Genomic DNA, 26921 nt, shown 5'->3' with positions numbered 1-26921 from the left:
TCCAAAATGATAAAAGCCTCGCTTAGCGAGGCTTTTCTTTTATCTGTATGGCAGACTATGCTTTTTCTTCGATTGGTTTTGGAAGTCTTGCAATCATTAGAATTGGAATAATCAAGAAGATACTTCCAAGATAATATGGAGCTGCCGAGCTGTAGCGCCAGTAAACAAGAGAGGCAACGATTGGCCCGATAACTCTTGCTAAAGCTCCAAGGGATCTAAAAACACCAATGACATGTCCCTGGCTCTGTGCCGGAGAATACATTGAAACAAGTGAAGTTAGACATGGGATTACTAATGACGATCCCACAGCTAAGAAAAATAGACCACCGTAAACAAGCCAAGAAGACTCTGCTAGGCCAATTAGAACAAGTCCCGGAATAATTGTCACAAGACCTTGAAGAGCCATACGCTTCTCACCTACTGTATGGGCCTTACGGCGAACATATCCACCTTGAACAAGTGCTAAGATAAGTCCGATAAAGATAAACATATAAGCGTTATCCATCGATGAGTAGCTTAGCCTCTCTGCCGCTAAGAATGTTAGTGTAAACTCCATCCCACTAAATGCTAGTAGGAATAAGAAGTAACCAAAGTTAGTTAGGTTAACACCTTTATATGGAAGTGGTTTGAAAAGTGTAATCGGGTTTGCACTTCTTTCACTTTCATGTTTACCACGCTTCTCTTCAGGAAGAGTTTCATCAAATTTATTAAATAGATTAACTAAGTTAAATAGTGAAAGAACACCTGCTACAATTGCGGCCATTGAAAATGGATTCACGCCGTAATCAGCAAGTACTGGATAAATCTTAGTTAGATCAAACAGAGAAAGAATCCCACCCATTGCTGGCCCAATAATAAAACCTAGAGCGAAGGCAATACCAATCGTTGCCATCCCTTTTGAGCGGTTCTTCTTTGTTGTCACATCGGCCACAACAGCTGTTGCTGTCGAGATATTTCCCCCCATGATCCCACCAATGAATCTTGCAATAATAAGGATTGTAAAATTACCTGCAACGGCCCAAAGAACATAACTTACAAAAAGGCCAAATACTGAAACAAGCAGAACTGGCTTTCTTCCGATACGGTCAGAGATTGTTCCCCAAATTGGTGCGGCAACAAATTGTAGTAATGAGTAAAGAGCACCTAAGGCACCACCAAAGAGTACGATAGCAGAGAAGTTACTTGCTCCTCCAGCTTGTGTTAGCGTATCGATTGAACCAAAGATCGCTTTTAAGAAAACGTTATCAGCATCAACAGTTAAGTAATACTTAGCAAGTGCTGGAAATAGTGGGAAGATAATTGAGAATCCCACAAGGTCTAAGAATAATGTTAAAAAGACGATCTTAAGCGACTTCTTAGCATTATCACTTAATGGCTCTGATTCCATTGTTTGCTTTGGCATATCCATGTATTTTTCCTCTTCTAATTGATACTCTATTTTTTCGACTTCCTTTGGGTTCTCACAAAGTGTTTCAACATAATCGGCAAAACCTTTGGCCCAATTTTCGTCATCATTCAAACACTCAATAGCGTGAATATGAGTTCCAAACTCTTCAACTTCTTCTTGTAACTCAGTTCCAATTTCATCAATAGTTTCTAAGCAATCTGCAACGAAGGCCGGGCAATAAACAGCAATATTCTTTGCGCCACCTTTTGCAAGATTCACAGTGTATTCATCTGTATATGGAGTTAACCATTCTTCACTTCCAAAGCGAGATTGGTAAGTCATGTGAATTTTTTCTGGATCAATGCCAACAACTCCTTGCTTGATAAACTCGAAAGTTTCAAAGCAGTGCTGATAGTATGGATCTTTCTTATAGATAACTCTCCTCTTTGGAATACCATGGAAGGAGATCACTAATTCATCAATACTTTCACTAGCAAGCTTCTCATTAATCTTTGCAATTGAATTATCAATAAAAGCATGGAGGCGGTGAAAATTTGTAATGACTTCAAAGTTTGGAATCCTAACCTTAGTTTCTAAAAGCTTTCCAAAGAAGTCAATTCCACTGGCAATTGTTGATTCTGAATATTGTGGAAACATCGGAATAACGATTAACTTTTGAGCTGGATCTTTTCTCTCATCAAGCTCCTTTTCCCACTTTGCATAGACGTCAGCAACCTTAGGTCCACAAAGTAAGAACGCATGTTCGACTTCAATATGCTCAGGAGTTAATTCATTTACTCGATGAGTGAATTCGCGAGTGATTCTCGTTAAAGGAAATTCACTCCCTTCCCAAATTCTACTATAAAGAGCTGCCGACCTCTTTGGCCTAAAAGGTAGCACAAAGAGATTTAAAACAATTTTCCAAAGTCTTGGATCGATATCCACGACTCGCGGGTCGGCCAAAAATTCTTTTAAGTATTTACGCACATCCGAAGTTGATGGTGATTCAGGAGAGCCAAGTTGAACAAGAACAACCTTAGTAACCTTGTGCCCACCTTTTTTACCAACTGGAAATGTTAAATGATCATGACGCATTGCCATTGTTCCTTGATAATGTTAAATTAAGTAAATATAACCTATCAAAATAATTCAAGAGAGTCGATAAATGTCAGCATCGAAAAAAACTATTAAAAAAACAAAATCAAAAGCAAAACAATCACCGAAGGGAAGAAATGTAAAAGAACTTGATGCATTTGCACTAGGTTCAGCAAATACTGAATATCCAGATACGTATGCCCCAGATGTACTTGAGGCCTTCGACAATAAGAATCCAGGAAGTGATGCTTGGACGACTTTTGTGTGTACAGAGTTCACATCTCTATGCCCAAAAACAGGTCAGCCTGACTTTGCTCGTATCTACATTAATTATATTGCAGATAAGAAGATGGTTGAGTCTAAGTCTTTAAAGCTATACCTATTCAGCTTTAGAAATCACGGTGACTTCCACGAAGATTGTGTGCAAAAAATTTGTGACGATTTAACAAAGCTAATGAAGCCAAAATACGTAGAAGTTATTGGTGAATTCACTCCAAGAGGTGGAATTTGTATCTACCCATATGCCTCAAATTCCAACAATAAGAAGATTTATAAGGATATTCGTGCAAAAAGATTTAGCGAATATGCTCCAGGTAAGTATACAATGGACTTATCTAAAATTTATTAATTTAGCTTGAAATGAGGAAAATATGAGCCTTGGAATTACAGAAAGTTTAATTATCCTAGCTATCATTATTCTACTATTTGGAGGTAAGAAGCTTCCAGAACTTGGTAAGTCTCTAGGAAAGGCCATTACAGGCTTTAAACATGGACTTAAAGAAGAAGATCAGCCGGACAATACTAAAACTGCCAGCAAAATCGAAGACCAATCAAAGAATGAAAATAAGAATAGCTAGTTTCTAATTTTGTAGAACAGTTATTACCTGCTTAAGGGTAAATGGTTTTGGTAGAATACCACTAACACCTTTGCCCTTAATCGTATCAGAATTAATCGAACAATCACCAGTTGCAAGAATAAAAGGAGGCATCTTCTCTTTTAGAACCCCTTGCGCCCTAGTTGCTAATTCCATTCCATTTACTTCAGGCATTTGGTAATCCGAGATAACATGCGAATACGTATGTTCACCTAGAGCACTCAAGGCCGCACTCGCATTTGCACAAGCATCGACTTGATAGCCCTCCATCTGTAAAGCATCTTGTAAAAGCTCTAAAATTTCAATTTGGTCATCTACTAACAGAATACGTTTTACTTCTGGATTTGTTGAAATAGACATTGATTCAATCATATATATGCTCTCTTTTGTTTAAACAAAAATAAAAAAACCTATCTTTCGATAGGTCTTTTTAAAACACAATATTTATTGATTCAAGTAAATTATTCTATAATTTCTAAAACAGATCTTTTTTTCAACTTAGTTGAAGCAGCATTAAGAATTGTTCTTAGTGCGCGAGCTGTTTTCCCTTGCTTCCCAATAACTTTACCAAGGTCAGTTTTATCAACCTTAAGTTCGATAACTGTTGTTTGTTCACCAACAATCTCGTTTACTTCTACTTGCTCTGGCATATCAACTAATGCGCGACTAACTGTATCGATTAAGTCTTTTAACTCACTCATCATGAACTCCTTCTACAAAAATGCCGTTTATGCTTTTTTAAATGAAAAACAAAAATTACTAGTTAAGAGTAACTTTGTTCTTCTTTAGAAGTGTTCTTACAGTATCAGAAATTGTAGCACCTTTACCAAGTAGCTCAGAGATTCTCTCAGCTTTGATATCGATAAGGTTATTTTCTTTAAGTTGTGGGTTATATTGACCTAACTTTTCGCTGAATTTTCCGTCTCTTGCATTTCTTGAGTCAGCTGCAACGATTGTGTAAATAGGCATGTGAGTTCTACCACCGCGTTGTAATCTAATTGTTAACATTAAGTACTCCTACATCAATTTGTAACGCTTATAATAAATATATTAAATAATTCCTAAATAAATAATTGATTTTAAAAAGATAAGCAATATCTTTTTTCAAATTTTTAATTAGAACCGTAATGTATTAAAATATATGCCATATGACAAGCAAAGAAAGCGAAAGTGCAAAATTTATCGACCTTCACGGCCATTCAGGGCCAAACAAAACAGCTCCTATTGAGGATTTTTGCATTTATTCATACTCACCGCAAATCAATGACTTACCTAAAGAAGGCCAATTCTTTAGTGCTGGAGTTCACCCATGGAGGCTTACTGACGCCGTTACTAGCTTTGAGGAAGTTAAAGAACTGTGCAAGATGAACTTATGCCTTATGGTCGGGGAGGCCGGCCTTGATCGCGCTATCGAGACCAATTTAGAAATACAAGAAAAAGTCTTTAGCTGGCACATTAAATTGGCCAACGAATTAAATAAGCCTCTCATAATTCATAATGTAAGATGTCTGTCTGAAATATTTCGCCTTCACAAGGCCTATCCTGGCCATACTCCTTGGATACTTCATGACTTTAATGGAACGATGAAGGATATGACTGACTGTCATGAGCGCACAATTTACACCTGCCTCGGTCCCCGCTTCTACGAGTCGTCTAATGCAAAAATAAGTAGCACCATCTTGAATAATAAAGTGGACTTAGAGTATATCTTCTTTGAAACTGATGATCGTCGTGATCTAAAAGTTTCCGACATCTATTGTGAGTTTGCGAAAAGACAAGAGCTCGACCTATCAGATCTAAAGGAAGAAATTTGGCACAACCTCAGGCGCCTTCTTGGCAAAGATTTAACGATTTAATTGAATTTAGAGCGCTTTTAGCTCCCATGGTAGGCCTCTCGCATGTTGCTCTTAGAGATGCCCTAAGGCCCTACTTTCCAAAAGATGTAAAAACCTTATGGGCCACAGAAATGTTAAATTCAAGAAGACTACCTGATCAAGTCCTTGGAGAGACTCCTGAAACATTCAAAAGTGAATCTGACTATGGGCTCTACCCACAAATACTTTGTAATGAAGAAAGATATATTGAAAAGGCCATCCCGAAACTAGAGGCCTGGGGAGCAAGTGCCATTGATATCAATATGGGCTGCCCAGTGAAGAAGGCCCTAAAGCATAATTACGGTGTTTCTTTAATGGGTGATACAAAGTATGCAGCAAGTGTTGTGGAGATGGTTAAGAAACATGCTACGGTTCCTGTCTCGGTGAAACTTAGGGCCGGCCATCAAAATGATAAGAGCTTTCTTTTAGACTTCTGTAGTGCCCTTAAAGAAGCCGGCGCGGACTGGCTAATTTTACACCCAAGGCTAGCGGCCCAAAAAAGAAAGGGAGTTGCAGACTGGGAGCAGATAAAATTCCTACAAGAAAGTATCGATCTTCCAATCATTGGTAATGGCGATATTCAAGATCACGGCGACATTGCTCAAATGCTAAATGAAACAGGCTGCCAGGCCGTTATGCTAGGACGCTCTCTTACTGCAAAGCCATGGCTAATTACGCAATTTGCATCTGATCAAGGTTATGAACTTGATGAGTTCCAAAATCAATTTCTAAGCGAAGACCCTCACCTTCATGCTCGCTACTATGGTGAATTTGTGAAGGCCTATATAAATGCTTGCTTTAAATACTATGAACCAAAGGCCGCCCTTAAGCGCATTCGCTTCTTTTTAAAAGTTGGGCATGTATGGCTTAATTTTGGCCATAGCTTTACCAAGAAACTTTTTGGATTAGAAAGTGCGCAAGCATACAGTGATGCCATAGATCTTTATATGGATAATTCTTCATTGAAAATTTCGAAAAGAACGAATCTACGTTACTAGTGTTCGCAGTGGTTACAACGACATAACTTAATATTAAGTAAGTGCGCTGCAATTAGTGCTAGGCCACCGACGATAGATGCCACAACTTCAACTGTTCCAATTGAATGAGAGTGCATGTGCATATGCATATGACCAGCATGATCAGCTAAGAAGTATTGATTAAAGTGCCCAACTAAAATAGCGGCCATTCCTAGGATACCAATAAAGAGTGGTCTCTTATCATTGTGAACTTTTAGGTTCTTGATAAAAGCATAGAGACCTACTGGTACAACAATGAAGATCGCAAGACTGTGAATCAGTGGATTTTCAAAATATGTGGCCAGTGACGGAACAAAGATAATCAATAATGGAATTGCCATGCAATGTAGGCAACATAAGACAGAAACTAGCAGGCCTGCACGATCCGCTGATTCGTCGTATTTAGATGTTTTAACTTCTTCCATTTTGTTGTCCATAAGCGTCCAATTGATTGATATATGTATATATAGAGAATTCTGTGACTCAAAGCAAGTAATTATTAAAAAATTACCATCATTAAAGTGTTGAAAATACTTTCTAATACGATACACTTGTAACGTAATATTATTTACGTGTATCAAGAAAATCTTGCTACAGGGGGAAAAAATGAGTGGTTTAGATGATTTTTTAAAAAAGAAGAACAAGCAGGCCAAGCATGCACTAACTTCGTCAAGTGATGAGATTGTGAAAAAGTGTAGACACCTGTTAGAAAGAATTCAAGATGAAGGTAGTGAGAAATATGATGAACTTTATGCTCATTTTCGCTTTCGCTACGACAGAGTAAATGTACAGAAGCACAAAGTTGAAAAATTCTTAGAAGAGCTACAACAAGAACTCGATCGTCTTGGTAAAGATCCGATTAAAGTTCTTGCAGAATACGATAAGCTAATCGAAAAAGAACTTGAGGCCATAGGCCACGTGGAAACTTACCAAAGCGTTAAAAAGTCGACAAAGAAGGCCATTAACAGAATGGCAAAAGCCGCTAAAGAGGTTTCAGACGACGTTGAAGAAGCCGTTGAGGAAGTTAAGCGTACAACAAAGAAAGTTGCAAACGACCTAACAAAGAAAGCAAAAGAGGCCAAAAAAGAAGCTAAGAAAGTTGTAAAAAAAGCAACCAAGAAAGTGGCCAAAAAGACTGCGAAGAAAGCAGCAAAGAAAGTGGCCAAAAAGACTGCGAAGAAAGTAGCAAAGAAAACGGCCAAGAAGACTGCAAAGAAAGTAGCAAAGAAAACGGCCAAGAAGACTGCAAAGAAAGTAGCAAAGAAAACGGCCAAAAAGACTGCAAAGAAAGTAGCAAAGAAAACGGCCAAAAAGACTGCAAAGAAAGTCGCGAAGAAGGTCGCTAAGAAAACGGCCAAAAAAGTAGCCAAAAAAGTAGCCAAAAAAGTAGCCAAGAAAACTGCAAAGAAAACTGCCAAGAAAGCTACAAAGAAAAAATCAAAATAAAAAACAAGGCCCTCGTTTGAGGGCCTTTTCTTATAAAACTCTACTCTTCAAAAAATAAAACTTTATCACTATTTCGGAGCATAAATCCCTTTATGTGATCATTCATATCAACAAATAACTTAAAAACCTTCTCTTCCTGAGGAAGTGAGCTATCAAATGTTTTATTAAATAACTTGATATTCTTACAAACGACAGATGATGCATAATAAGTATCTGAAGTTTCATAATAATTAAATGTTCTATCCTCACCTTCACCGCTATACTTACCAAGATAAACGCTTACTGTAGAAATACTTCCTGACTCTTCTTGTTCGGCCGTATAACAACTCGTTGAAGAAACTGTTGCTAAATCAACAATTCTTAAAGTTTGTAGGCCCGCTACTGCATAAAAATTAAATGCACCTACTAAAATTACCAAAGCTAATTTCATAAACTCTCCTAAATATTTTTTCCATATTTAGCATGACCAATGAGACATAAATACTCCCCTGAAGTATTTACAATAAGCTAAAGAAGCGCGTGGGCAATAGAGAAATAGATAATGATTCCCGTCACATCGCAAATTGTTGCAACAAAGGGAGTTGAGGCAGTGGCCGGGTCAAAGCGAAGCTTCTTAAGTAGAAAAGGAAGCATTGATCCAACGAGAGTTCCCCACATCACGATACAAATAATACTGCACCCTACAATGAGAGAGATACTTGCAAAGTTTACGCCGTAAACTTCGTTTGCATGCGGCCAGAAATAAATTCTCATGAAACCAAAGATTCCGAGAATAAATCCCATAAATAGGCCAGAACCTAACTCTCTTAAAAAGACACGAAGAGAGTCACTATTTTTAACTTCACCAAGAGCAAGGGCGCGAATAACAAGCGTTGATGCCTGCGCCCCAGAGTTTCCACCTGATGAAATAATAAGAGGAATGAAAGTTACAAGTGCAACTGTATGTGCAATAGCAGCTTCAAAGTGAGTCATGGCAGTGGCCGTAAGCATTTGCCCAATGAAGAGAATAACAAGCCAACCAAGACGTTTCCTTGTCATCTCAAAGAAGCCAACTTCAAGATAAGGAGCATCAAGAGATTCAACGGCCGCGATTTTTTGCATATCTTCTGTCGTCTCTTCCTCGACGGCCTTGATAATATCATCAATTGTAATGATCCCTTTCATACGGAATTCTTCATCAACAACCGGTAGAACAACTTGCTCAAAACGACTGAAGACACGACCAATTTCTTCCTGATCCATATTATCTGGAATGGCAATAAGGTCATCACCCGTTGTCATTAGCTCTGAAATCTTTTGGCCGTCGCGAGCACCAAAGAGCTCACGTAGAGATACCACCCCTACTAGCTTTTGAGCTGTGTCGATAACGTAGGTATAGTAAATCGTTTCAACGTTACTTAGTGTTTGAGTACGAATGTAGCGAATGGCCTCTTCCACCATCATATTTGCACGCAGGCGAATATAATTGGAATTCATAAGACCACCGGCAACGTCTTCGGCATAGGCCATAAGGGCCATAACTTCAACGCGAGCATGTTTAGCTAAGAGAGAAAGAGTCTCTTCTACTTGCTCATAATTCAGAAGTTGTAAAATATCGGCCAAGTCATCATAGGCCAAATCATTTGCCCAACGTCTTTTAAGGTCGCGGTCAAATTGTTCAAAAAGATCAGCTTGGTAATTTGAATCAAGGGAGTCAAAGAAGTCCTGGGCCTCTTCTTCTGACATACTATTGAAGGTCGACAGACGCTCGGACTCAGAAAGAGAAGGCCAATCTTTTAGGGCAATACCAATTTTGGTAAATTGCATTGTGTTCTCAATTTCTGGATGAGTTTCGTTTGTCATTTATTTTGCTCCCACAAAATACTAATCGACGTTTTAAGTACAAACTTTAATAAAATTAGCTAGTTAGATTTTGACATCACATCTTTACTGGCACTTTCAAAAACGGCGCACCATCTTCTTCATTAAAAATGAACTCTCCCCCATTCATATTGTATTGAATACTAGGGATTAAAAGTCGAGGAGCACTTAAAACAGCATCACGAGATGTTCTAAAGTCCAAGAACTCTTCTTTAGTAGTACTTGCCTTACACTGTATATTATTGCGCTTTTGCTTGCCCACAGTTGTCTTAAACATAATCTCACGTCCACCTGGGCCGTAATCATGGCCGACGTATATACTACAATTATCATCGAGAGAGTAAATTTTTTGAATCGACTCATAAAGGTCGTCAGCACTCCCCTTTGGAAAATCGCAACGGCCAGTTCCCATATCAGGCATAAAAATAGCATCTCCTACAAAGATTGCTTCCTTGTTAATGTATAAACTCATACAAGCAGGAGTATGCCCCGGAGTCTCAATAATTTCGACTTCGAGATCTTCTGCGACTTTAAAGACCTCACCTTCACGAGTTAATAAATCAAATTGAGAGCCGTCTTCTTTTACCTGAGAACGGAAGGCCCCATTAAAAACGTTTTGTACCTTTTTAATATTTTCATGAATGACGATCTTAGCACTAGGGTAATATTTCTTTAGGCTCGACGCACCAGAAAGATGATCCGCGTGAACATGGGTTTCAAAAATATATGAAAGCTCTAGATCCTTCTCTTTTAAGAACTCATGAATGAGTAAAACTTCTTTTGTTGACACTGATCCACTTGCGTAGTCAAAGTTTAAAACAGGATCAACAACAATGGCCTTCCTTGTTTCCAAAGAGTAAATGATATAAGTCAGAGTATTTGTGTCTTTATCAAAAAAAGAGTGGATCAACATTTAAAATTCTCCTAATCCTTGAGGGTATATTTGCACCGCGCATCACAAAATGAAATTCACTTAAAAATTCACTTAAGTTTTGGTGATTAAAGGATTATAATCCAATCAAATAACATTTTAAAATTTTTATTAAATTAGACAAAGGAAATGTATCAATGTCAGCATTACGCTTTTATTTGACTAACTCCGTTGCTAAAAAGCAAGTAATGGGAGTTACGGGACTACTTCTGTGTGGTTTTCTACTATCACACATGCTTGGTAACTTTTTACTAATGGTTGGAGCAGACGCTTTTAACAAGTACGCTTACACGCTTACTTCAAACCCACTAATCTACGTTGCAGAAGCTGGTCTTCTTGTAATCTTTTTAACTCACCTCTTTATGGCCCTGAAACTTACGATGGAAAATAAAGCAGCTCGTCCAGTTAATTACTACATGAAGCAACCAACAGGACGTGGAGCAACTTTCGCATCTTCAACTATGCCATACACTGGTATGCTAATTCTTTTCTTCATCATCATGCACTTAATTAACTTTAAGTATGGTGCTGTATATATGACAACATTAAATGGAATGGAAGTTCGTGACCTTTACAAGACTGTAATTGAGTACTTTGCTTCTCCTCTTAATGTGGGAATGTATGTAGTTTTCATGATTGTTATTGGAATTCACGTATCTCACGGGTTCTGGTCAGCATTCCAATCAATTGGATTTAACCACCCTAAGTATATGCCAGCGATCAAGTTTCTTTCAAAACTATACGCTGTTGTCTTAACTGTTGGATACTCAACAATCGCAATTTGGTGTCACGTTAAGGGAGGAATGTAATGACTAATATGAATATCAAAAAAATGGATGGAAAAGTTCCTGCTGGTGACGATATCACTAAAGTATGGACTCAACATAAGTTTAATATGAAACTTGTTAACCCTGCCAACAGACGTAAGTTTGAAGTAATCGTTGTTGGTTCAGGACTTGCTGGTGCATCTGCTGCAGCAACTCTAGGTGAGCAAGGTTATAATGTTAAGTGTTTCTGCCTTCAAGACTCTGCAAGACGTGCTCACTCGATTGCAGCTCAAGGTGGTGTTAACGCTGCTAAGAACTACCCAAATGATGGTGACTCAATCTGGCGTCTATTCTATGACACTGTAAAAGGTGGAGATTACCGTGCACGTGAAGCTAACGTTTACCGTCTAGCGGAAGTTGCAAATAATATTATCGACCAATGTGCGGCACAAGGTGTTCCTTTTGCTCGTGAATACGGTGGGACTCTTTCTAACCGTTCATTTGGTGGAGCTCAGGTATCACGTACTTTCTACGCTAGAGGACAAACTGGTCAACAGCTTCTTCTAGGTGCTTACTCTTCTCTAATGAAAGAAGTAGGTCGTGGTAAAGTTCAAATGCTAACTCGTCGTGAGATGGTTGACCTAGTTATGGTTGACGGTCGCGCACGTGGTATTATCACAAGAAACGTAATCACTGGTGAATTCGAAAAGCACGCAGCAGATGCAGTTCTTATGTGTACAGGTGGATACGGAAACGTTTACTACCTATCAACAAACGCAATGACTTCAAATGGTTCAGCAGCATGGAAGGCCTATAAGAAAGGTGCAATGTTTGCTAACCCATGTTTCACTCAAATTCACCCAACTTGTATTCCAAGACACGGTGAAAACCAATCGAAACTAACTCTTATGTCAGAGTCTCTAAGAAATGACGGACGTGTTTGGGTTCCAAAAGTAGCTGGAGACCACAGAGCACCAAATGATATTCCAGAAGAAGAAAGAGATTACTACCTAGAAAGAAAGTATCCTTCATTTGGTAACCTTGTTCCTCGTGACGTTGCTTCTAGAAACGCAAAAGAACAAATCGACCAAGGTAAGTCAGTACGTGCTGGAGAAGAAGCAGTTTACCTAGACTTCGCTACAGCAATCGCACGTGATGGTGAAGATGCTATTAAAGAGCGTTACGGTAACCTTTTTGATATGTACGAAAGAATTACTGATGAAAACCCATATAAAGTTCCAATGAGAATTTACCCTGCTGTACACTACACAATGGGTGGACTATGGGTTGACTATAACCTTCAAACAACTGTTCCAGGACTATTTGCTCTTGGTGAAGCTAACTTCTCTGACCACGGTGCAAACCGCCTAGGTGCTTCTGCACTTATGCAAGGTCTAGCAGATGGTTACTTTGTTGCACCATTTACAGTTCCTAATTATTTAGCATCTGAAAAACTTATGGGTAATAAAGTTGGAACTGATCACCCAGAATTTGATAAGGCCCTAACAGAATCAAAAGATAGATTCTCTAAGCTACTTTCAATCAATGGGACAAGATCAGTTGAATCAATTCACAAAGAACTTGGTCAAATCATGTGGAACCATGTTGGTATGGCAAGAGATGAAAAAACTCTTAAGGCCGGAATTGAAAAGATTAAGAAACTTCGTGAAGTATTCTGGAAAGACGTTAAAGTTACAGGAACAGCAGATGGGATCAATATCGAGCTTGAAAAAGCTAACCGTCTTGCAGACTTCCTAGAGCTTGGTGAGTTAATGGCACGCGACGCTCTTGAAAGACCAGAATCATGTGGTGGTCACTTCAGAGAAGAGTCTCAGACTGAAGAGAATGAGGCCCTAAGAAATGACAATGACTTCTGTCACGCAGCTGTATGGGAATACATGGGTGAAGGTAGTGAGCCAATTAGAAACGTGGAAGAACTAGACTTCCCTAACGTTCCACTAACACAAAGAAGTTACAAATAAGAGGTATATGATATGAGTAACAATAATAATATGACACTTCATCTAAAAATCTGGCGTCAAAAGAATCGTGAAGATAAAGGTCAAATGGCCGACTATACTTTAGAAAACGTTTCTCCGGATGCTTCATTTCTTGAAATGCTAGATCAGTTAAACGAAGAACTTATCCCACAAGGTGTTGAGCCAGTAGCTTTCGATCACGACTGTCGTGAAGGTATCTGTGGTATGTGTTCTCTAATGATCAACGGTCAAGCACACGGGCCAGAAGCTGAAACAACAACTTGTCAGCTTCACATGAGAAAATTCTCAGATGGTGACACGATTGTAATCGAGCCATTTAGAGCAAGAGCTTTCCCAGTAGAAAAAGACCTTATGGTTGATCGTAGTGCATTTGATGAAATCATCGCAGCTGGTGGTTTCGTTTCAGTTAACACTGGTAACGCACAAGATGCTAACGCAATCCTAGTTCCAAAAGAACAAGCTGACCTAGCAATGGATGCTGCTGCATGTATTGGTTGTGGAGCTTGTGTTGCTTCATGTAAGAACGCTTCTGCTATGCTTTTCGTATCGGCTAAAGTTTCTCAAATGGCACTTCTTCCACAAGGACAAGCTGAAGCTTCTCAACGTGTTCAAAACATGGTTAAGAAGATGGATGATCTTGGATTTGGTAACTGTACTAACGAAGCAGAATGTGAAGCTTCATGCCCGAAAGGAATTGAGATCACAAATATTGCTCGTATGAACAGAGAGCTACTAAAAGCAGCTGTTACTTCTAAGACGACACCAACTGTTTAATTAAGTTAATTAAATTCAGATAAAATAAGGGCCTACAAATGTAGGCCTTTATTTATTGTAAGCTCCAACTTCACAGCGTAGAATAAGTGAAAGGAGCATTTATGAAAGTATTAATTTCTCTCTTAATGACAACACTTACACTCGCATTATCACCGGGTGACAAAGCGCCGCAATTCACTCTTAAGAATCAAAATAACGAAATAATTAAGCTCTCTGCTTTCAAAGGAAAGAAAGTCATTCTAGAGTGGTATAACGACGGCTGCCCCTTTGTGAGAAAGCACTATGATTCAATGAATATGCAACAAACACAGGCCCTTGCAAAAGAAAGTGGTTATCACTGGCTTTCCATCAACTCATCTAATGTTGGTAAACAGGGATATATCAAGGACGCACAAGCTGCGAAGAATCGTCTTCAAGTTGAAAAATCTCAAGCGGCTCACTTTCTCATTGATACGGACGGAACAGTTGGCAAGCTTTATAATGCCAAGACGACTCCTGAGATTTTTATCATCAACAAAAATGGAATTATCGAATATATGGGTGCCATTGACAGCATCCCTTCGGCCGACAAAAGTGATATTCAAAACGCTCGAAACTATGTTAAAAACGCATTAGAACAACTAAAAGAGAATAAGAAAGTAAGTCCAGCACGAACGAAACCGTATGGATGTAGTGTTAAGTACTAATGTTTATTTATAACGAAAATACCCAATTATTTGTTAAAAAGATCAGACTCATGGCATGTGATATCTTCGCAAGTATTGGGCTATCTTTTAAACGCTCACGCCTCCATTATAAAGGCGTCATGTACCCACTTACATTTGTCGTCAATGACTCTGATAAGATCCTAGGCTTCTACGATCCACTGATTTATCAGGTTGGTATCAATAAATGCTTTCTTACAATTAACGACGACAAGCTCTTAGAAAATGTTTTAAAGCATGAGCTGGCCCATTTCCTAGTCCATATTGAATGTGGCATCCACGAACAGGCCCACGGAGTGGAGTTTAGAAATATATTTAAACGCTTTGGTTGGGACGAGAGCTTTTCAAAGTCTCAAGTCAACCTTACGGCCTTCGTTAAAACAAATGATAATATTACGGCAAAGATTCAAAAGCTTCTTGAACTTGCCAAGTCGGAAAATGAATTTGAGGCCAAGCTTGCAGCAAAGAAGGCCAACGACCTCATCCAAAAGCATAACCTGAATAAGCTTAAGCTTAATCATTTAACGCGATCAGATTTTGATATGAAGGAATTTGAAGACACCTATGTCAGACGTGTTGCCTCTTTCAAAAGACGAAATATTCTTCACGACTGCCTCTACGATATTCTAAAGGAATATGCTGTCTCACCAGTTTTTAGCTCAGGCCGCGGTGGTGGTTATCTTGAAATTATCGGGGCCAAAGAGAATGTTGAGGCCGCTCACTTTATCTATGACTATACAGCTAATGCAATAGAAGGCCTATGGAAGCAGGCAAAGAAGACATCAAATTTAAAAGGTGTTCGAGCACGTAACTCCTACTATAAGAGCTTTACCAAGTCGTTTCTAAATGAGTTAAAAGGCCACCAAAGTAAACAAATCAGCTCCCGTGAGCTCATTCATATAAAAGGCCTAGCAGAGGCCCACAGAAATCGCGTCTACCCTCGTGTCTCATCACAAACAAGTCAAGCAACAAGCTTTGATGCAAATGCATGGAATCTTGGCGCTAAGGCAGGAAAACAATTTAAAATGGGTAAAGGTATTGGCCAAAAATCAGGGACGAAACTTCTAAGTAACTAAAATCTAGTTAGACATCTTTCTTCGCAAAATCTCTTAATATTTTGCCTGAATTACCGATATGATACAGGTAAAGCGGAGATCTAATGGCGAAGATAGCAAATTCCAAAAAAATAATTAAAGGATTTATCACTCAATGTACGATGGTTTTTAAATCATATGAGTACCATGTTGTTGAGTCTAAGAATAAGTCCAACCTTTGGCACTTTAGCGTCTCTAAAGATGACAAGAAATACGTCGTCTACTGCACAAACTCACTTGAAAAAGTACAAGGAATTATCAAGATTGCTCTTAAGAAACTTCCTGAAGATACTAAGCTTGTCGTTATCTGTGACAACTTCTCTCCAGAGGATCGCACAAAGGCAGAGTCTAACTCATACACGATTACTGACTTAGGTACGATTAAGAAATATGGTATTGATTTACTAGAGGCCAAGCAACGAGAAACTTTGGCAAAAACTCGAAGAGCTGCTTAGTTATTTAGACACTCTTTTTATCTGCGCCGTAAATCCACTTGTGCTGCTGACCAATCACTCTAAAAGGCCCACCTTCTAATTGATTCCACTCTTGAATATCGATGAATCTCTGCATTGGAAATTCTTCACTTGGTTCAAAGCATGGAGTTAAAACCCAAGGAAATTCAATTGAACCTAAACTCTCCTCAAGCTTTCTGTAAGCACCTAGAGTATAATCAAAGTCCTTACGATCAGCGATAACTGCTTTAAGCTGAAATTTTCCAACATAGTTTTGGGCAAGCTTTTCAATTAGAGATAAGCGAGTTTGAACTCCAGTAGAAGGAGTTTTAAGATCAAATGAAATATAGTCGAGATTTTCAAAAACCTCATCAACAACACGTGTTCCAGCTGCTTCAATATTTAGCTTAAAGCCTTTCTCTTTTAGAAATTTTGAAAGGGCCACAACACTTGGAACATGCTTAGGATGAAGAGGATCTCCACCAGTAATTGAAATCCAATTAATTTTTCCCTGATAAGACTCTTCTAAAACCTTTTCAAAGATCGATTCAATTGATGTTGGTTCAATTTCAAAACTCCAAGTATCCATTGAGTCACAATTAATACAACCAACAGCACAACCTTGAAAACGCACGAAGACCTGTGAGCGTCCAACAAAGACTCCCTCTCCTTCTGTAGCGCGGTAAATGTCGTTAATAAGATACTGTTGCATTGAAAAACCTTCTTAAAGGGTATTTATATAGCATAAGGCCTTAAAATGTCATATATTTAAAAGTAAATCGAGTAATTGCTACATGAAAAATGGCCCAAAGGAAGAAATATGATTGATATAGATGAACAATTTCGCGCAGTCATCGCTGATTTACAGGCCGGCAAAAGACCAAATTGCACTTATACCAAAGAAGACTTCAGTGTCTTTAAGGCCCGCTTTGAGGAGCTAAATCGCGAAGAAAATTGGGAGGCGCTCATTCCTCTTCTATGCTTACTCGATAATACAATTACTCTCGATCATATTATCTACCCTGAAATCATGGATTGCTTGGCACTATGCCATGACCCAGAAGTCCTAACTCTATGCCTTGGAGTGGCCAGAAAACAAATTATCGATGAATTTCATAAAAGAGGCGAAAGGCTGCCTTTTGATTTTCTTGAGGCCCTAGAAAAACTTGTCGGTCACCAGAACCCAGAAGTCTTTGAATGGACACTACGCCTGATTGAGTCACTCGGTTCACAGTCGATCTATTTTAAAAAGGCCGTCTTAGAGGCAAAACCAGGCTTCTTTGCACGCTTTAATCAACACAAGAAGGCCTGTGTGGAAATAATTGAACTGCTTGAACACCGCTGGCAATAGTGTGTTACAATTGGATTCATGGATAGAAAGTTTAGCGCCAACGACAATTTTGAATTACTAAAGAACGAACGCAATATTGCTAATAGGCAAATGTACCAAATGCAGCCTTCACAAGAGGTTCAAGTTCAAATCTTTCCAGACAAGAGTGTAACACCCGCAAAATTTATTCCAAACACAACAATGCCTGGTACTTTCAGGGCCCACCCTACAACAATTGCGGCCATGAGAAGTGATCTCTTTGCTAATATGTATGACGAAGCATTTGAAGAACTGAGTGCGATAATCACCTGTTCAGGCTGTAAAACAGAGGTTGATAAGCAGTTTTGGAAGTTTTGTCCTCACTGTGAAGCATCGTTTCCAAAAAACTAGCTCTAAACTATTGATATTCCATGACAAAGTAATCCTTTGTAAGAAAAATACCTTTTACTAACACCTCCCCGACCAGTAAATTCTTTCTACAACACACGAACACAATATTTGTTGTGCGTAATTGTTTTGCCTAAGCGCAAAACTAAGGTTACAAACAACTTGTTTCACTGGAAGAAACACGGCACAAGGGAGTCGAAATGAACAGAGCTAACTCGTATCTATCGGACAAGCAAATAGCTGCACTTAAAGATGCGCTACTTGCTGACAAAGAAAGAATTCTTAACAAAAACAGTGAGAAAGAGCAGTATTGCATGGACAAGAACGAACTACTTGACCCTCTAGATGAGGCAGTAGCAAACGTTCAAACATCGCAGGAAATTCGTTTCAGAAATCGTGAAAACTTCTACGTAAAGAAAATCAACAAAGCACTGACAAAAATCGAAAAAGGTGAATACGGCCTTTGCGATGAGTGTGATATTGAAATTGGTTTTGATCGCCTGATGGCGAGAAATACTGCTGAGCTTTGCATTGCATGTAAGGAAGAAGCTGAGCATGAAGAGAAATCGAATGTTTACTTAAAGCGTTCTAAATCTCTTGGAAAGACAATTGCTGAAATAGGAAAAAGATAAAAAATAAGGCCTCATTAGAGGCCTTTTTTATTTGTGCTTATTTTCTAAAGTAACTAATGCTTAATAATTCAAACTCATCTGCAATATGATATTGCCCCGTTGAGAATTCCGCTGAATTAGCGATTCCGCTATCAATGACACTCTTTCTTATATCTTTAATCTCATCTCTTTGAGCATCAAAGTACAGAACGTAGACTTTTGAAGAAAGCTTATCAACTTTCTTAGCTCTAAGCCCCTGCTCGCTTAAGAACTTTTGTAGATCGACAATATTGGCCTGATCAACAGAAACGATAAGCTTATCACTTGCTATACTTTGACAGGCACCCTTACTATCTTGGGCCAGGCCAATGCCTGAAAACTTAAGGCCATGATCTTTTTCAATATTTGCCCTTAGACAGTAGTCGACCTTCTCATAAGAAATACGAAAGGCCATTGAAAGCCTTGGGCCACACAGTCCATAAGAGTGAATCATATCTATTTTTTCGGCCTTAAATTTTTGTTCATGTAAGTATTGAACGACTTGGCCTAGAACTTCATCACGATTTGTATTAAGACTTACTTGATCATTAAAGGATGCAATTTTCGTACGTCCTTGGTCTTCTTTATACCAACATGTATCGTTATTTACCGAAATTAACGGACCTGCATAGATAAATTTACCTAGGAGTAATGAAAGTAAAGAGATAATTATTTTGTTCATAAACTTTCATCGGTATTTAAAGCACAAAATTTAGTGTAGACTTAACTTATGACAGGCAATGATTACGAGATCAAACTAATTGAGAATATCACTCGGACATTTTACACCAAGGCCATTAATGATGTTTTTATTGGCTATCACTTTAGAAAAATAACGGCCAACAATGGCCCTCTAGCAAATATTGATGACTTCAATGAACACTTAGAGGTTATCAACGCCTTTTGGCAGGCACAGTTATTAGGAATAAAATTTCCACGTCCTGCGGCCCACCTACTTGAGGCCCATGAATACTTAAATATCCGCATGGGCGAACTTGGACGATGGGTAATGCTGTTTAAGGAAACATTAGAAGAGTATAGAGAAGAAAATCCTGAGTTTATTAATGCATGGGAAGTTAAGATCGATGCTTTCCAAACAGGATTTAAGAAGTACTTCTTTAAAGAATAAAAAGGGATAGGCGCAACAGGAGATCGATATGTTAAAACTTGAAAAGAATTTTCAAAACTTAACACTCAACTCTTTTCCATCGAAGCTAGCACTTCTATGTATTCTCTTACTTGTTGTCGGACTTGGTAGCTACCTGAGCTTCAATAATAAACTTGGTCAAAAGGATCTTCTGCTCTTTCTCTTTACTCCAACAATCGTATTATCACTTCTTAAATATCGTCATCTTGAGATGAGTAAACCCAGAAATACAGCAAGGCTTGTTGCCCGCTCACTACTAAGGAAGCAGATCACTCAATTTGGGCTTGATGAAATTAAAAGAGTCGAACTCTTAAGAACCAGAGGTGCTACGGCATCAAATCACGCCATTCAAATACATTTAAAAAGCGACAAATGCTTTCTTATTACCAGTAGTGATATCATAGGAACAAATAAGAAGTTAGAAGAGTATCACGAAGAAATTAATCAGTGGCTAATGGACTAATCACACTCTTCTTTTGTTTGTGGGTTTTTGGCCTTGTAGACTTGTTTAACAAAGTCCACAAGAACGGGCTCACTAGCAACATCATCAAATAGCCAGTTGCGAGCATAGTATTGATTAAGCTTGTATGCTGCCAAACAAGCTTCCTGAGACGTTAAGTATTGCACGACAATCATTTCAACTAATCTAACTTTAAAGCGCTTTGGTGAGCCCACAATGCAGCCAGCAGGATAATCCTTACAGTCTAAATGTCGCCCCTCTTCTTTTAATCCAATACGAACTTCTTCAATTGTATTGTCAAACTTATAGGCCATATCAAACATTTCTAAAGGAGTATAAATATCCTTTTCTGAACATGATGACATAACAAAGAATGATGAAAGAAAAAAGAAAATGCTAATACGTTTAAACATATTAGCATTTTATCATTTAACGGCGTCTGCCGCGAGAATTTTTTGATGTACGAGATGGTGTACGAGTGCTTGTTCGTGAAGTAGTCTTCTTTTGAGGAAGCTGCCCTCTACGAGCAACTTTCTTTGTCGCCTTCTTAGCACCAGATTTCTTTGTCATAGACTTTAAGAAGATCGGATCAATCTTTAGAGTATCCTGATTCTTAATGGCCTCGTTAATTTGACCAATTAATTTCTGATCCTTTTTTGTCACAAAGTTGTAAACACTTCCAGCTCTTCCGGCACGTCCCACACGGCCAGAACGGTGGATATAGTAAACAGCTTCAAATGGAAGGTCATAGTTAAGCACCCATTGAAGAGTCTTAATATCAATCCCACGAGCGGCCATATCTGTTGTGATAAGAATACCACCTGTCGCTTTAAACTTTTTAAAGTTCTCACTTCTTTCTTTTGCTGTGATATCACCATGAGAAACATAGAGATTTTTTACAAGATTGGCCTGCTTCATATAATTATATACTTCAACGGCCTTCTCTTTTTGGTTAACAAAGATAATCCCACTACCCTTTGCTTCTTTTTTAATGAAAACATCAAGCATGGCATTCTTCTCTGTATAGTCCAGAGCGATATTAAATGTTTCAATTGTTTGAGAAAGTCCATGAGAGCCAATTAAGCTTACCGACTTAAACTCCATTCCAGAGAAGAACTCGGCCTTAAGCATATCAAAATCATCTGCCATCGTTGCAGACACAAGACATGCTTGATACGGCGAAGTAAGGTGGCGACGAATGGCCTTAAGCTCACGCATAAAGCCCATATCAAGTAGCTGATCAGCTTCATCAATCACAAGATACTCAAGGTCATCTAGACGGATCTCTTTCTTTTCAAGCATCGACTTGATACGACCAGGTCCACCAATAAGAATATCAAAAGTTTGCTTTTTAAGAGTGCTTACTTTCTTTCCTTTTTCACCACCAAGAGCAAGACGAACACGTAACTTTGCATGGTGAGAGATCTTCTTACATTCATCAGAAACCTGCATCGCAAGTTCTTTGATAGGAAGTAAGATGATGGCACGAGGAGAACCAGCTTTTTGGTTCTTTAAGTCAGATTCTGTTTCTTTTAGCTTTTGAAATAGAGGAAGAAGATAACTCAGGGTTTTTCCGCTACCTGTTTGGGCCTGTACCTGAAGATTGTGGCCATCTAGAAACTCTGGAATTGCTTCTGACTGAACTTCTGTCGGCTTAGATAGCTTATTTTCTTTTAAGAAACCTGCAAACAGGTCCATATCAACGATTTCAACAAATTCTCTTGTGTTTTTTGCCATTTTGTACTCTCCTAAATAGACAACTCCGCTCGCGACCAGAATTGGTCTACGCAGAAATAAATGGGGGGATCTTTTGATCCCCCGATATTTAACACAATGTTTCTTAAATTAGAAGTGTAGTCTGAAGTTTACAGAGTGAATTGTTGAAATTTTCACACCTTGTACTTCTGAAGTGATTGGCTGCTTAAGAGAATACATGAAATCCATGAATCCTAGCTTAAGTCTTGGAGTTAGAGTTAGGTGTTCAGAGTCAACCATCCCTCTTACAGTAACAGCTAGTCTTTCTTTCCAAACATGGAACATTACGTCTGTACCAGCATAAACTCCATCAGCAAAATCATAACCATCTCTCATGTGGAAACCTACGAATGGACGAACTCTCATATTTGAAAGATTGAAGCTATAATCAGTATGCATACGGTAACCAATTTCTGGCTCATATAATGGAAGATAACCTTCATCATTTTCAATCACTGTCGCAAGAGCGATATCTTGGATCTTAAACATTGTTCTGAAATTTGATAGCCAGTGAAAACCATAAGTGATGTCGGCCATCGCATAAAGAGTCATATTTTGATCAAGGTTTTCAGTATCGATAACATCACCGTCACCAGCAATTGCATCTTGATCAAGAACACGTCTTACGTCAGCTCGATATAAACCATAAAGAGAAAATGAACCAAAGTGTCTCTCATTCTTATAATCAAAATTAAGACCAGCTGTAACGTCTGCTTTTACATAAGCATCGATAATAGGTGCCATTGAACCAGACCCTGAAAATGGAATCGCTGTTCCACCAAGAGCATCTGTTAGCTCAGCTTCAAATTGAGTTTTTTCAGCACCTGTTAACCCAAGGTCATCAGCTAGTTCAGAAACAGTAGAAGTTGTTCCAGCAAGTACTTTATTTAAAACTGTTTGTGTAAGCTTATCTTGAAGAATAGTCTTCGTTTCAGCATCTACTGGGATTGCGTTAATAAGAGTATCAGTTTCAATCTCTTCTTCACCAATTCCAATTAGTGAACCAACATTCACACCAAGTCTAACGCTTGGACTGATTAGCCCTTTGAAAGCATTAAATGATGGAAGAGGAACTCCTACTTCAACATTTAATCTAAGGTTTTGTTCCGTATCAGCATAAGCAGAAAGTACATCCGCTGCCGCTTGATCAGGATCAGCTGCATCTGAAGCATCAGATACATCACCTACTAGTTCCATAAGGTCTGTATTAGCATAAACTGACATATCAACGAGAAAGTCATGCCCAGGCTCTCTTAGGAATTCTTGAGTTTGAAATTTGTCTTCCATTAAGCGAAAACGATCCTGTACATCATAATTAGCATCGGCCGCAAAAGTCATTTGTCCTGCTAAGAGCGTAGCAAACGTCGCTCTTACTAAAAAAGATTTTTTCATTTATTTGTCCCCTTCCGTGGTTAAATCTTCTTAATTGTCTTAACCAATATTAACACGGAATGAATTCTAAAAATTAGTAGGAAAATTTATATAATCCCTTTAAAATAGAAAGGAAATTAATTGAAAATTAACAAAGGTTGACTATGCAGGTTGGTTTTATCCACAGCACTTCTAATGAAAATAAAGAAATCATTATCTCAGTTAAAGAGTTCTTCTTTAAGGAAGAAAATAACGAATTAATTATTTCTGAAAACGGTGGAAGCATCAAGGTTCAGGTTGATGATGACTGCTTAGTCCTAAAGTTAATTCAAAAAATTCAGGATGCAAAACTTCAAGAAACACCTCTTCAAGAAGGCTCGACTTACTTCATGGAAGTTGGAGAAAGACTTAGCTACAAAAGAAGTGAATTCAAATTAAAAACTCTCTCTCATGCTCAACAGTTACCTGACGAGTTTGAAGTCACATCTGAAAAAGATGAAGATGACCTAGGTCTTGATGAAGTACAAAGCTTCCATCACCTAGAAGACCAAGAATCACTTGAAGAGATCAAAAAAGCGACTCAAGACAGCTCTCCTTCATTTGAAATGACAAGTAGTGATATGCTTACAAGAGATGAATCTGATGATGACTCCGACAGTGACGAAGAAGATATTTCATTTATTATCGATACTAATGAAGATCAACCAGCACAGCAAAAAGTAGATGAAGATACTGACTCTCTTAGTATCACTCAAGTTCTAAACGTCGCTCGCCTGCAAAATGCAGAAGCCGAACAAGAAAAGAAGGTTGCAAAACAAACTGAGCATATCAGCCGCCCTCTAGGTGGAAACAAGAAGAAAAAAACAAACAAAAATACGAAGAAGAAATCGACAAAATCAAAAGAAGCCTCAGGCCTTAAGCTAGGAACTGCCCGCGACTATGAAGGTGCAAAAATAAGAAAGGCACAACAGAAGAAGAAAAAAGCAAAGCAGAATGAAAATAAGTTAGTGGGGCCTTTTACTCGCTTTGTGAGTGCCCTATCACTAGTCTTTGCAACCACGATTATTTCAACACAAGTAGAAGTTGAGGCCGTCGAGTCATTAAGTGTAAAACTGGCCGACTTGGCCAATACAGAACTTGCAAAATATGTTGAGTTTTCACTAAGTCCAGATATTGCAAAAATCTTTATCGTTCTTTTTGGAATCTTATTTGTTTCCAACTTAGTATTTAGTGTGTCGCCAACTCTCTTTATTAGTGGAGCGACTACTTCTGGCTCATTCCTATCAAAGAGGGCCAAGGCCGTACTTAGAACACCACTAGATTTAATTGCGCACCTTATTCCTCTTTTTGAGATGCCTGTGATTTTTGATACTCCCTCACTAAAAGAGTTAATCACTCGAGGACGTATTACTTATCGAGTAAAAGGTTTCAAGTTTATTTCACTTATTAACTTAGCTATTTTTACTCTCCTAGTAATTGGTTATCCAATTATCCAGGAAGGCTTTTCAGATACCGCAGCACCAACACAAATCAATGTTTCTAAAGAACTTGGAAAAAGGCCATTAAAGATCAAAGAGCTTCTTATCTCAAAGAAATTCTCACAAGAGCATATTATTCTTAGAGTTGGTGGGTCTAGGCCAAGCTACTTTATCATTAACAAAGACTCGGCCAACACATATGTCGTTAAAATGACGGATTCGATGCCATTTGAAAGATTTGAAAATAGCTTTAGCTCAATTCCGTTCTTTAAGTACCGCTACCCTTACCTAAGTTCATTTTATAAGGATGAAAAGTCGAGCTATTTAACAAGAGAAGACTTTGGAAAATTATTCTGGGCCGGTGAGATCATTAAGGGCCGATCGACTAAAGACCTTGTCCATGTTGATCTACTCGCTATTGGCCAATCAAAGAAAGCATTTTCAGAATTTAAAATGGATTATAAGCAGTATCGAAACTTGAATAAATTCACTTCATTCTATCGAGGAAGTAGTGATGAGATTTATCTCTACATCGCACAAGATCAAGTTATGCAATTTGCTAAGGTTGGCGGCAATATGAAATCAAGTGAGCTTGAAGGCTTTACTTTCCTAGCAAGGCCAAAGGTTAAAATTGAATATATCGACAGTGTTGAGAAGGCCTTTCAAGGGACAAATAAATCAATTTTAATGAGCCAAATTGCAGAGATCAACCAACTTGTCTCTCTTAAGGACAACGGTGAAAATCGCGCCTCATTCGTAAAATTTGCCAAGGATCTGGCCAAATTTTTACAAGGTAGTACAAATACTGTTGGACAAGAAGCGGCAAAAGAAATATTAAAGCTAAGTACTTTAAATAATTAAAGTTAGTAGAAATATTTCAACAGTCGAGTTACGACAAAGGGTGATCTATGCGTATTCAAGATCAAGTCAAAGAACACTTCAAGTTCAAAGTTGTCCACGAAGATAAGAACTCAGGAGCAAGAGCAGGTGTTATCACAACTCCTCACGGAGAAATCCCAACACCAGTTTTTATGCCAGTTGGTACTCACGGTGCAATTAAAGCACTTCCACCAAATTTCTTAAAGGATCTGGACACTAAAATTATTCTTTCAAATACATACCACCTTCACCTATCACCAGGTTCAAAACTGGTTCAAAAAGCAGGTGGACTTCATAAATTTATGAATTGGGATAGACCAATTCTTACTGACTCTGGTGGATTCCAGGTATTCTCTCTTCAAAGAAAGAGTATCAAGGAAGAAGGAGCAGAGTTTAAAGATCACAAAGGTAAGGCAATTATGCTTTCGCCTGAGACATCAATCCAAATTCAACAAGAGCTTGGATCAGATATCATGATGGCATTTGATGAATGTATTCCATATCCTGCAACTCGTGAGTACACAAAGAACTCAATTGATCGTACTCACCGTTGGCTAGATCGTTGTATCGACGCTTGGACAAATCCAAAGCAAGCGCTATTTGGAATCATCCAAGGTTCAACTTATGATGACTACAGAGATGAGTGTCTTGATGAACTTGTTAAGCGCGACCTTCCAGGTTATGCCATTGGTGGTGTCTCTGTTGGTGAAGGGCCTGAGCTGATGGAAAAGATCGTTAAGTACACAGGACCTAAGATGCCAAAGGATAAACCACGCTACGTAATGGGCGTTGGGAATCCAGAAGACCTTTGCATGATTTGGGAATATGGAATCGATATGAGTGACTGTATCATTCCAACGAAGTTTGCTCGTGGTGGAACACTATTTACAAAACGTGGGAAAATCAGAATTCGTCACAAGAACTATCGTCGTGACTTCTTTCCAATTGAACCAAATTGTAAGTGCTACTGTTGTGAGAACTTCACACGTGCCTATGTGAAGCACTTATTTGACTCAAATGAGATTCTAGGACAAGTTCTAGCGACTATGCACAATATTGAGTTCTATAAGAATATGGCCGAAGAAGCTCGTGAGGCCATCTTAAACGATCGCTACAATGAGTGGAAAGCTGACTTCCTAAAAAGTTACAATAAAGATGACGGTGCAAAAAACTAATTAAGTATTCAATA

General features: G+C 38.5%; 31 protein-coding genes. 18 read left to right on the top strand and 13 right to left on the bottom strand.

From position 1 onward, the window contains the following. Positions 1 to 55 precede the first annotated feature (55 nt). Complete coding sequence (hemH, locus tag ABMA78_RS12155) at positions 56 to 2488, bottom strand: ferrochelatase (RefSeq protein WP_392860381.1); 2433 nt, start codon at positions 2486 to 2488, stop codon at positions 56 to 58. 64 nt (positions 2489 to 2552) lie between these two features. Between hemH and queF the strand changes: the two genes are divergently transcribed. Both queF and ABMA78_RS12145 read left to right on the top strand, forming a co-directional pair. Further along, positions 2553 to 3110, top strand: coding sequence for a preQ(1) synthase (gene queF / locus ABMA78_RS12150; RefSeq protein WP_392860380.1), 558 nt, complete (start codon positions 2553 to 2555; stop codon positions 3108 to 3110). Between the two features lie 22 nt (positions 3111 to 3132). Continuing rightward, positions 3133 to 3339 (top strand): twin-arginine translocase TatA/TatE family subunit, encoded by a 207-nt coding sequence (locus ABMA78_RS12145; RefSeq protein ID WP_392860378.1) that lies wholly within the window; start codon positions 3133 to 3135, stop codon positions 3337 to 3339. A 3-nt stretch (positions 3340 to 3342) separates the two neighbouring features. Here ABMA78_RS12145 and ABMA78_RS12140 read toward each other — a convergent pair whose 3' ends face one another. The 3 genes from ABMA78_RS12140 to rpsP form a co-directional block, all read right to left on the bottom strand. Continuing rightward, complete coding sequence (locus ABMA78_RS12140) at positions 3343 to 3729, bottom strand: response regulator (protein WP_392860377.1); 387 nt, start codon at positions 3727 to 3729, stop codon at positions 3343 to 3345. A gap of 89 nt (positions 3730 to 3818) precedes the next feature. Then, on the bottom strand, positions 3819 to 4058 hold the full coding sequence (locus ABMA78_RS12135) for a KH domain-containing protein (RefSeq protein WP_021267274.1): 240 nt from the start codon (positions 4056 to 4058) through the stop codon (positions 3819 to 3821). A gap of 58 nt (positions 4059 to 4116) precedes the next feature. Further along, positions 4117 to 4365, bottom strand: a complete 249-nt coding sequence (rpsP, locus tag ABMA78_RS12130) for a 30S ribosomal protein S16 (protein ID WP_021267155.1) — start codon at positions 4363 to 4365, stop codon at positions 4117 to 4119. A 140-nt stretch (positions 4366 to 4505) separates the two neighbouring features. Between rpsP and ABMA78_RS12125 the strand changes: the two genes are divergently transcribed. After that, positions 4506 to 5213 (top strand): TatD family hydrolase, encoded by a 708-nt coding sequence (locus ABMA78_RS12125; RefSeq protein WP_392860374.1) that lies wholly within the window; start codon positions 4506 to 4508, stop codon positions 5211 to 5213. Continuing rightward, positions 5168 to 6229, top strand: a complete 1062-nt coding sequence (locus tag ABMA78_RS12120; protein ID WP_392860372.1) for a tRNA-dihydrouridine synthase family protein — start codon at positions 5168 to 5170, stop codon at positions 6227 to 6229. Before ABMA78_RS12125 ends, ABMA78_RS12120 begins: the two co-directional genes overlap by 46 nt. Here the strand turns inward: ABMA78_RS12120 and ABMA78_RS12115 are convergent. Next, entirely contained in the window at positions 6226 to 6684 is a 459-nt protein-coding gene (locus ABMA78_RS12115) for a MerC domain-containing protein (protein ID WP_392860371.1), read from the bottom strand. The genes ABMA78_RS12120 and ABMA78_RS12115 overlap by 4 nt on opposite strands. 169 nt (positions 6685 to 6853) lie before the next feature. Between ABMA78_RS12115 and ABMA78_RS12110 the strand changes: the two genes are divergently transcribed. Continuing rightward, on the top strand, positions 6854 to 7693 hold the full coding sequence (locus ABMA78_RS12110) for a hypothetical protein (protein ID WP_392860369.1): 840 nt from the start codon (positions 6854 to 6856) through the stop codon (positions 7691 to 7693). 40 nt (positions 7694 to 7733) lie between these two features. Here the strand turns inward: ABMA78_RS12110 and ABMA78_RS12105 are convergent, their stop codons facing one another. The 3 genes from ABMA78_RS12105 to ABMA78_RS12095 all read right to left on the bottom strand — a co-directional run bounded on the left by ABMA78_RS12105 (position 7734) and on the right by ABMA78_RS12095 (position 10466). Beyond that, positions 7734 to 8123, bottom strand: a complete 390-nt coding sequence (locus ABMA78_RS12105) for a hypothetical protein (RefSeq protein ID WP_392860367.1) — start codon at positions 8121 to 8123, stop codon at positions 7734 to 7736. Positions 8124 to 8200: 77 nt separating this feature from the next. Then, on the bottom strand, positions 8201 to 9535 hold the full coding sequence (gene mgtE / locus ABMA78_RS12100) for a magnesium transporter (protein WP_392860365.1): 1335 nt from the start codon (positions 9533 to 9535) through the stop codon (positions 8201 to 8203). Between the two features lie 76 nt (positions 9536 to 9611). Then, entirely contained in the window at positions 9612 to 10466 is an 855-nt protein-coding gene (locus ABMA78_RS12095) for an MBL fold metallo-hydrolase (RefSeq protein ID WP_392860363.1), read from the bottom strand. Between the two features lie 155 nt (positions 10467 to 10621). Here ABMA78_RS12095 and ABMA78_RS12090 point away from each other — a divergent pair, with 155 nt between their 5' ends. From ABMA78_RS12090 to ABMA78_RS12065, 6 genes are all read left to right on the top strand, one after another. Then, positions 10622 to 11293 carry a succinate dehydrogenase cytochrome b subunit gene (locus tag ABMA78_RS12090; protein WP_392860362.1) on the top strand — a complete coding sequence of 224 codons (672 nt, stop codon included), beginning with the start codon at positions 10622 to 10624 and terminating at the stop codon, positions 11291 to 11293. Further along, positions 11293 to 13233, top strand: a complete 1941-nt coding sequence (locus tag ABMA78_RS12085; protein ID WP_392860360.1) for a fumarate reductase/succinate dehydrogenase flavoprotein subunit — start codon at positions 11293 to 11295, stop codon at positions 13231 to 13233. Before ABMA78_RS12090 ends, ABMA78_RS12085 begins: the two co-directional genes overlap by 1 nt. 30 nt (positions 13234 to 13263) lie before the next feature. After that, a complete protein-coding gene (locus ABMA78_RS12080; RefSeq protein WP_040314528.1) occupies positions 13264 to 14025 on the top strand; it encodes a succinate dehydrogenase/fumarate reductase iron-sulfur subunit in 762 nt (253 codons plus the stop codon). A gap of 101 nt (positions 14026 to 14126) precedes the next feature. Next, entirely contained in the window at positions 14127 to 14711 is a 585-nt protein-coding gene (locus tag ABMA78_RS12075; protein ID WP_392860358.1) for a redoxin domain-containing protein, read from the top strand. Further along, the gene (locus ABMA78_RS12070; RefSeq protein WP_392860356.1) at positions 14711 to 15805 is read left to right on the top strand and encodes a SprT-like domain-containing protein; all 1095 of its coding nucleotides are present in this window, start codon (positions 14711 to 14713) and stop codon (positions 15803 to 15805) included. The genes ABMA78_RS12075 and ABMA78_RS12070 overlap by 1 nt, the downstream gene beginning before the upstream one ends. Positions 15806 to 15888: 83 nt before the next feature. Beyond that, on the top strand, positions 15889 to 16278 hold the full coding sequence (locus ABMA78_RS12065) for a hypothetical protein (RefSeq protein WP_392860354.1): 390 nt from the start codon (positions 15889 to 15891) through the stop codon (positions 16276 to 16278). Positions 16279 to 16282: 4 nt separating this feature from the next. Here the strand turns inward: ABMA78_RS12065 and ABMA78_RS12060 are convergent, their stop codons facing one another. After that, a complete protein-coding gene (locus tag ABMA78_RS12060; protein WP_392860353.1) occupies positions 16283 to 16987 on the bottom strand; it encodes a 4Fe-4S cluster-binding domain-containing protein in 705 nt (234 codons plus the stop codon). Between the two features lie 108 nt (positions 16988 to 17095). On the opposite strand from ABMA78_RS12060, the gene ABMA78_RS12055 reads away from it, so the two are divergent. From ABMA78_RS12055 to ABMA78_RS12045, 3 genes are all read left to right on the top strand, one after another. Then, positions 17096 to 17626 (top strand): hypothetical protein, encoded by a 531-nt coding sequence (locus ABMA78_RS12055; RefSeq protein ID WP_392860352.1) that lies wholly within the window; start codon positions 17096 to 17098, stop codon positions 17624 to 17626. 18 nt (positions 17627 to 17644) lie between these two features. Then, the gene (locus ABMA78_RS12050; RefSeq protein ID WP_392860351.1) at positions 17645 to 17995 is read left to right on the top strand and encodes a hypothetical protein; all 351 of its coding nucleotides are present in this window, start codon (positions 17645 to 17647) and stop codon (positions 17993 to 17995) included. Between the two features lie 197 nt (positions 17996 to 18192). Further along, the gene (locus ABMA78_RS12045) at positions 18193 to 18624 is read left to right on the top strand and encodes a TraR/DksA C4-type zinc finger protein (protein ID WP_021267338.1); all 432 of its coding nucleotides are present in this window, start codon (positions 18193 to 18195) and stop codon (positions 18622 to 18624) included. Between the two features lie 37 nt (positions 18625 to 18661). Here ABMA78_RS12045 and ABMA78_RS12040 read toward each other — a convergent pair whose 3' ends face one another. Continuing rightward, positions 18662 to 19324 (bottom strand): hypothetical protein, encoded by a 663-nt coding sequence (locus ABMA78_RS12040; RefSeq protein ID WP_392860350.1) that lies wholly within the window; start codon positions 19322 to 19324, stop codon positions 18662 to 18664. A gap of 48 nt (positions 19325 to 19372) precedes the next feature. On the opposite strand from ABMA78_RS12040, the gene ABMA78_RS12035 reads away from it, so the two are divergent. Continuing rightward, positions 19373 to 19771 carry a hypothetical protein gene (locus ABMA78_RS12035; RefSeq protein ID WP_392860349.1) on the top strand — a complete coding sequence of 133 codons (399 nt, stop codon included), beginning with the start codon at positions 19373 to 19375 and terminating at the stop codon, positions 19769 to 19771. Positions 19772 to 19799: 28 nt separating this feature from the next. After that, a complete protein-coding gene (locus ABMA78_RS12030; protein ID WP_392860347.1) occupies positions 19800 to 20252 on the top strand; it encodes a hypothetical protein in 453 nt (150 codons plus the stop codon). On the opposite strand, the gene ABMA78_RS12025 is transcribed toward ABMA78_RS12030, so the two are convergent. The 3 genes from ABMA78_RS12025 to ABMA78_RS12015 all read right to left on the bottom strand — a co-directional run bounded on the left by ABMA78_RS12025 (position 20249) and on the right by ABMA78_RS12015 (position 23396). Further along, positions 20249 to 20662: a hypothetical protein gene (locus ABMA78_RS12025; protein WP_392860346.1), complete on the bottom strand. Its 414-nt coding sequence runs from the start codon at positions 20660 to 20662 to the stop codon at positions 20249 to 20251. The two genes, ABMA78_RS12030 and ABMA78_RS12025, sit on opposite strands and share 4 nt — an antisense overlap. A gap of 16 nt (positions 20663 to 20678) precedes the next feature. Then, positions 20679 to 21986 carry a DEAD/DEAH box helicase gene (locus ABMA78_RS12020; RefSeq protein ID WP_392860344.1) on the bottom strand — a complete coding sequence of 436 codons (1308 nt, stop codon included), beginning with the start codon at positions 21984 to 21986 and terminating at the stop codon, positions 20679 to 20681. Positions 21987 to 22094: 108 nt separating this feature from the next. Beyond that, entirely contained in the window at positions 22095 to 23396 is a 1302-nt protein-coding gene (locus ABMA78_RS12015; RefSeq protein ID WP_392860343.1) for a hypothetical protein, read from the bottom strand. A gap of 143 nt (positions 23397 to 23539) precedes the next feature. Between ABMA78_RS12015 and ABMA78_RS12010 the strand changes: the two genes are divergently transcribed. Beyond that, positions 23540 to 25714, top strand: coding sequence for a hypothetical protein (locus ABMA78_RS12010; protein ID WP_392860341.1), 2175 nt, complete (start codon positions 23540 to 23542; stop codon positions 25712 to 25714). A 47-nt stretch (positions 25715 to 25761) separates the two neighbouring features. Next, complete coding sequence (gene tgt, locus ABMA78_RS12005) at positions 25762 to 26907, top strand: tRNA guanosine(34) transglycosylase Tgt (RefSeq protein WP_392860340.1); 1146 nt, start codon at positions 25762 to 25764, stop codon at positions 26905 to 26907. Positions 26908 to 26921: the final 14 nt, after the last annotated feature.

It is taken from the genome of Halobacteriovorax sp. RZ-2, from assembly GCF_043196685.1.
In the GTDB taxonomy this organism is placed as follows: Bacteria; Bdellovibrionota; Bacteriovoracia; order Bacteriovoracales; family Bacteriovoracaceae; genus Halobacteriovorax_A.
Note: the sequence above shows the minus strand (reverse complement) of the source record. Positions and strands in the feature narration are given on the sequence as shown.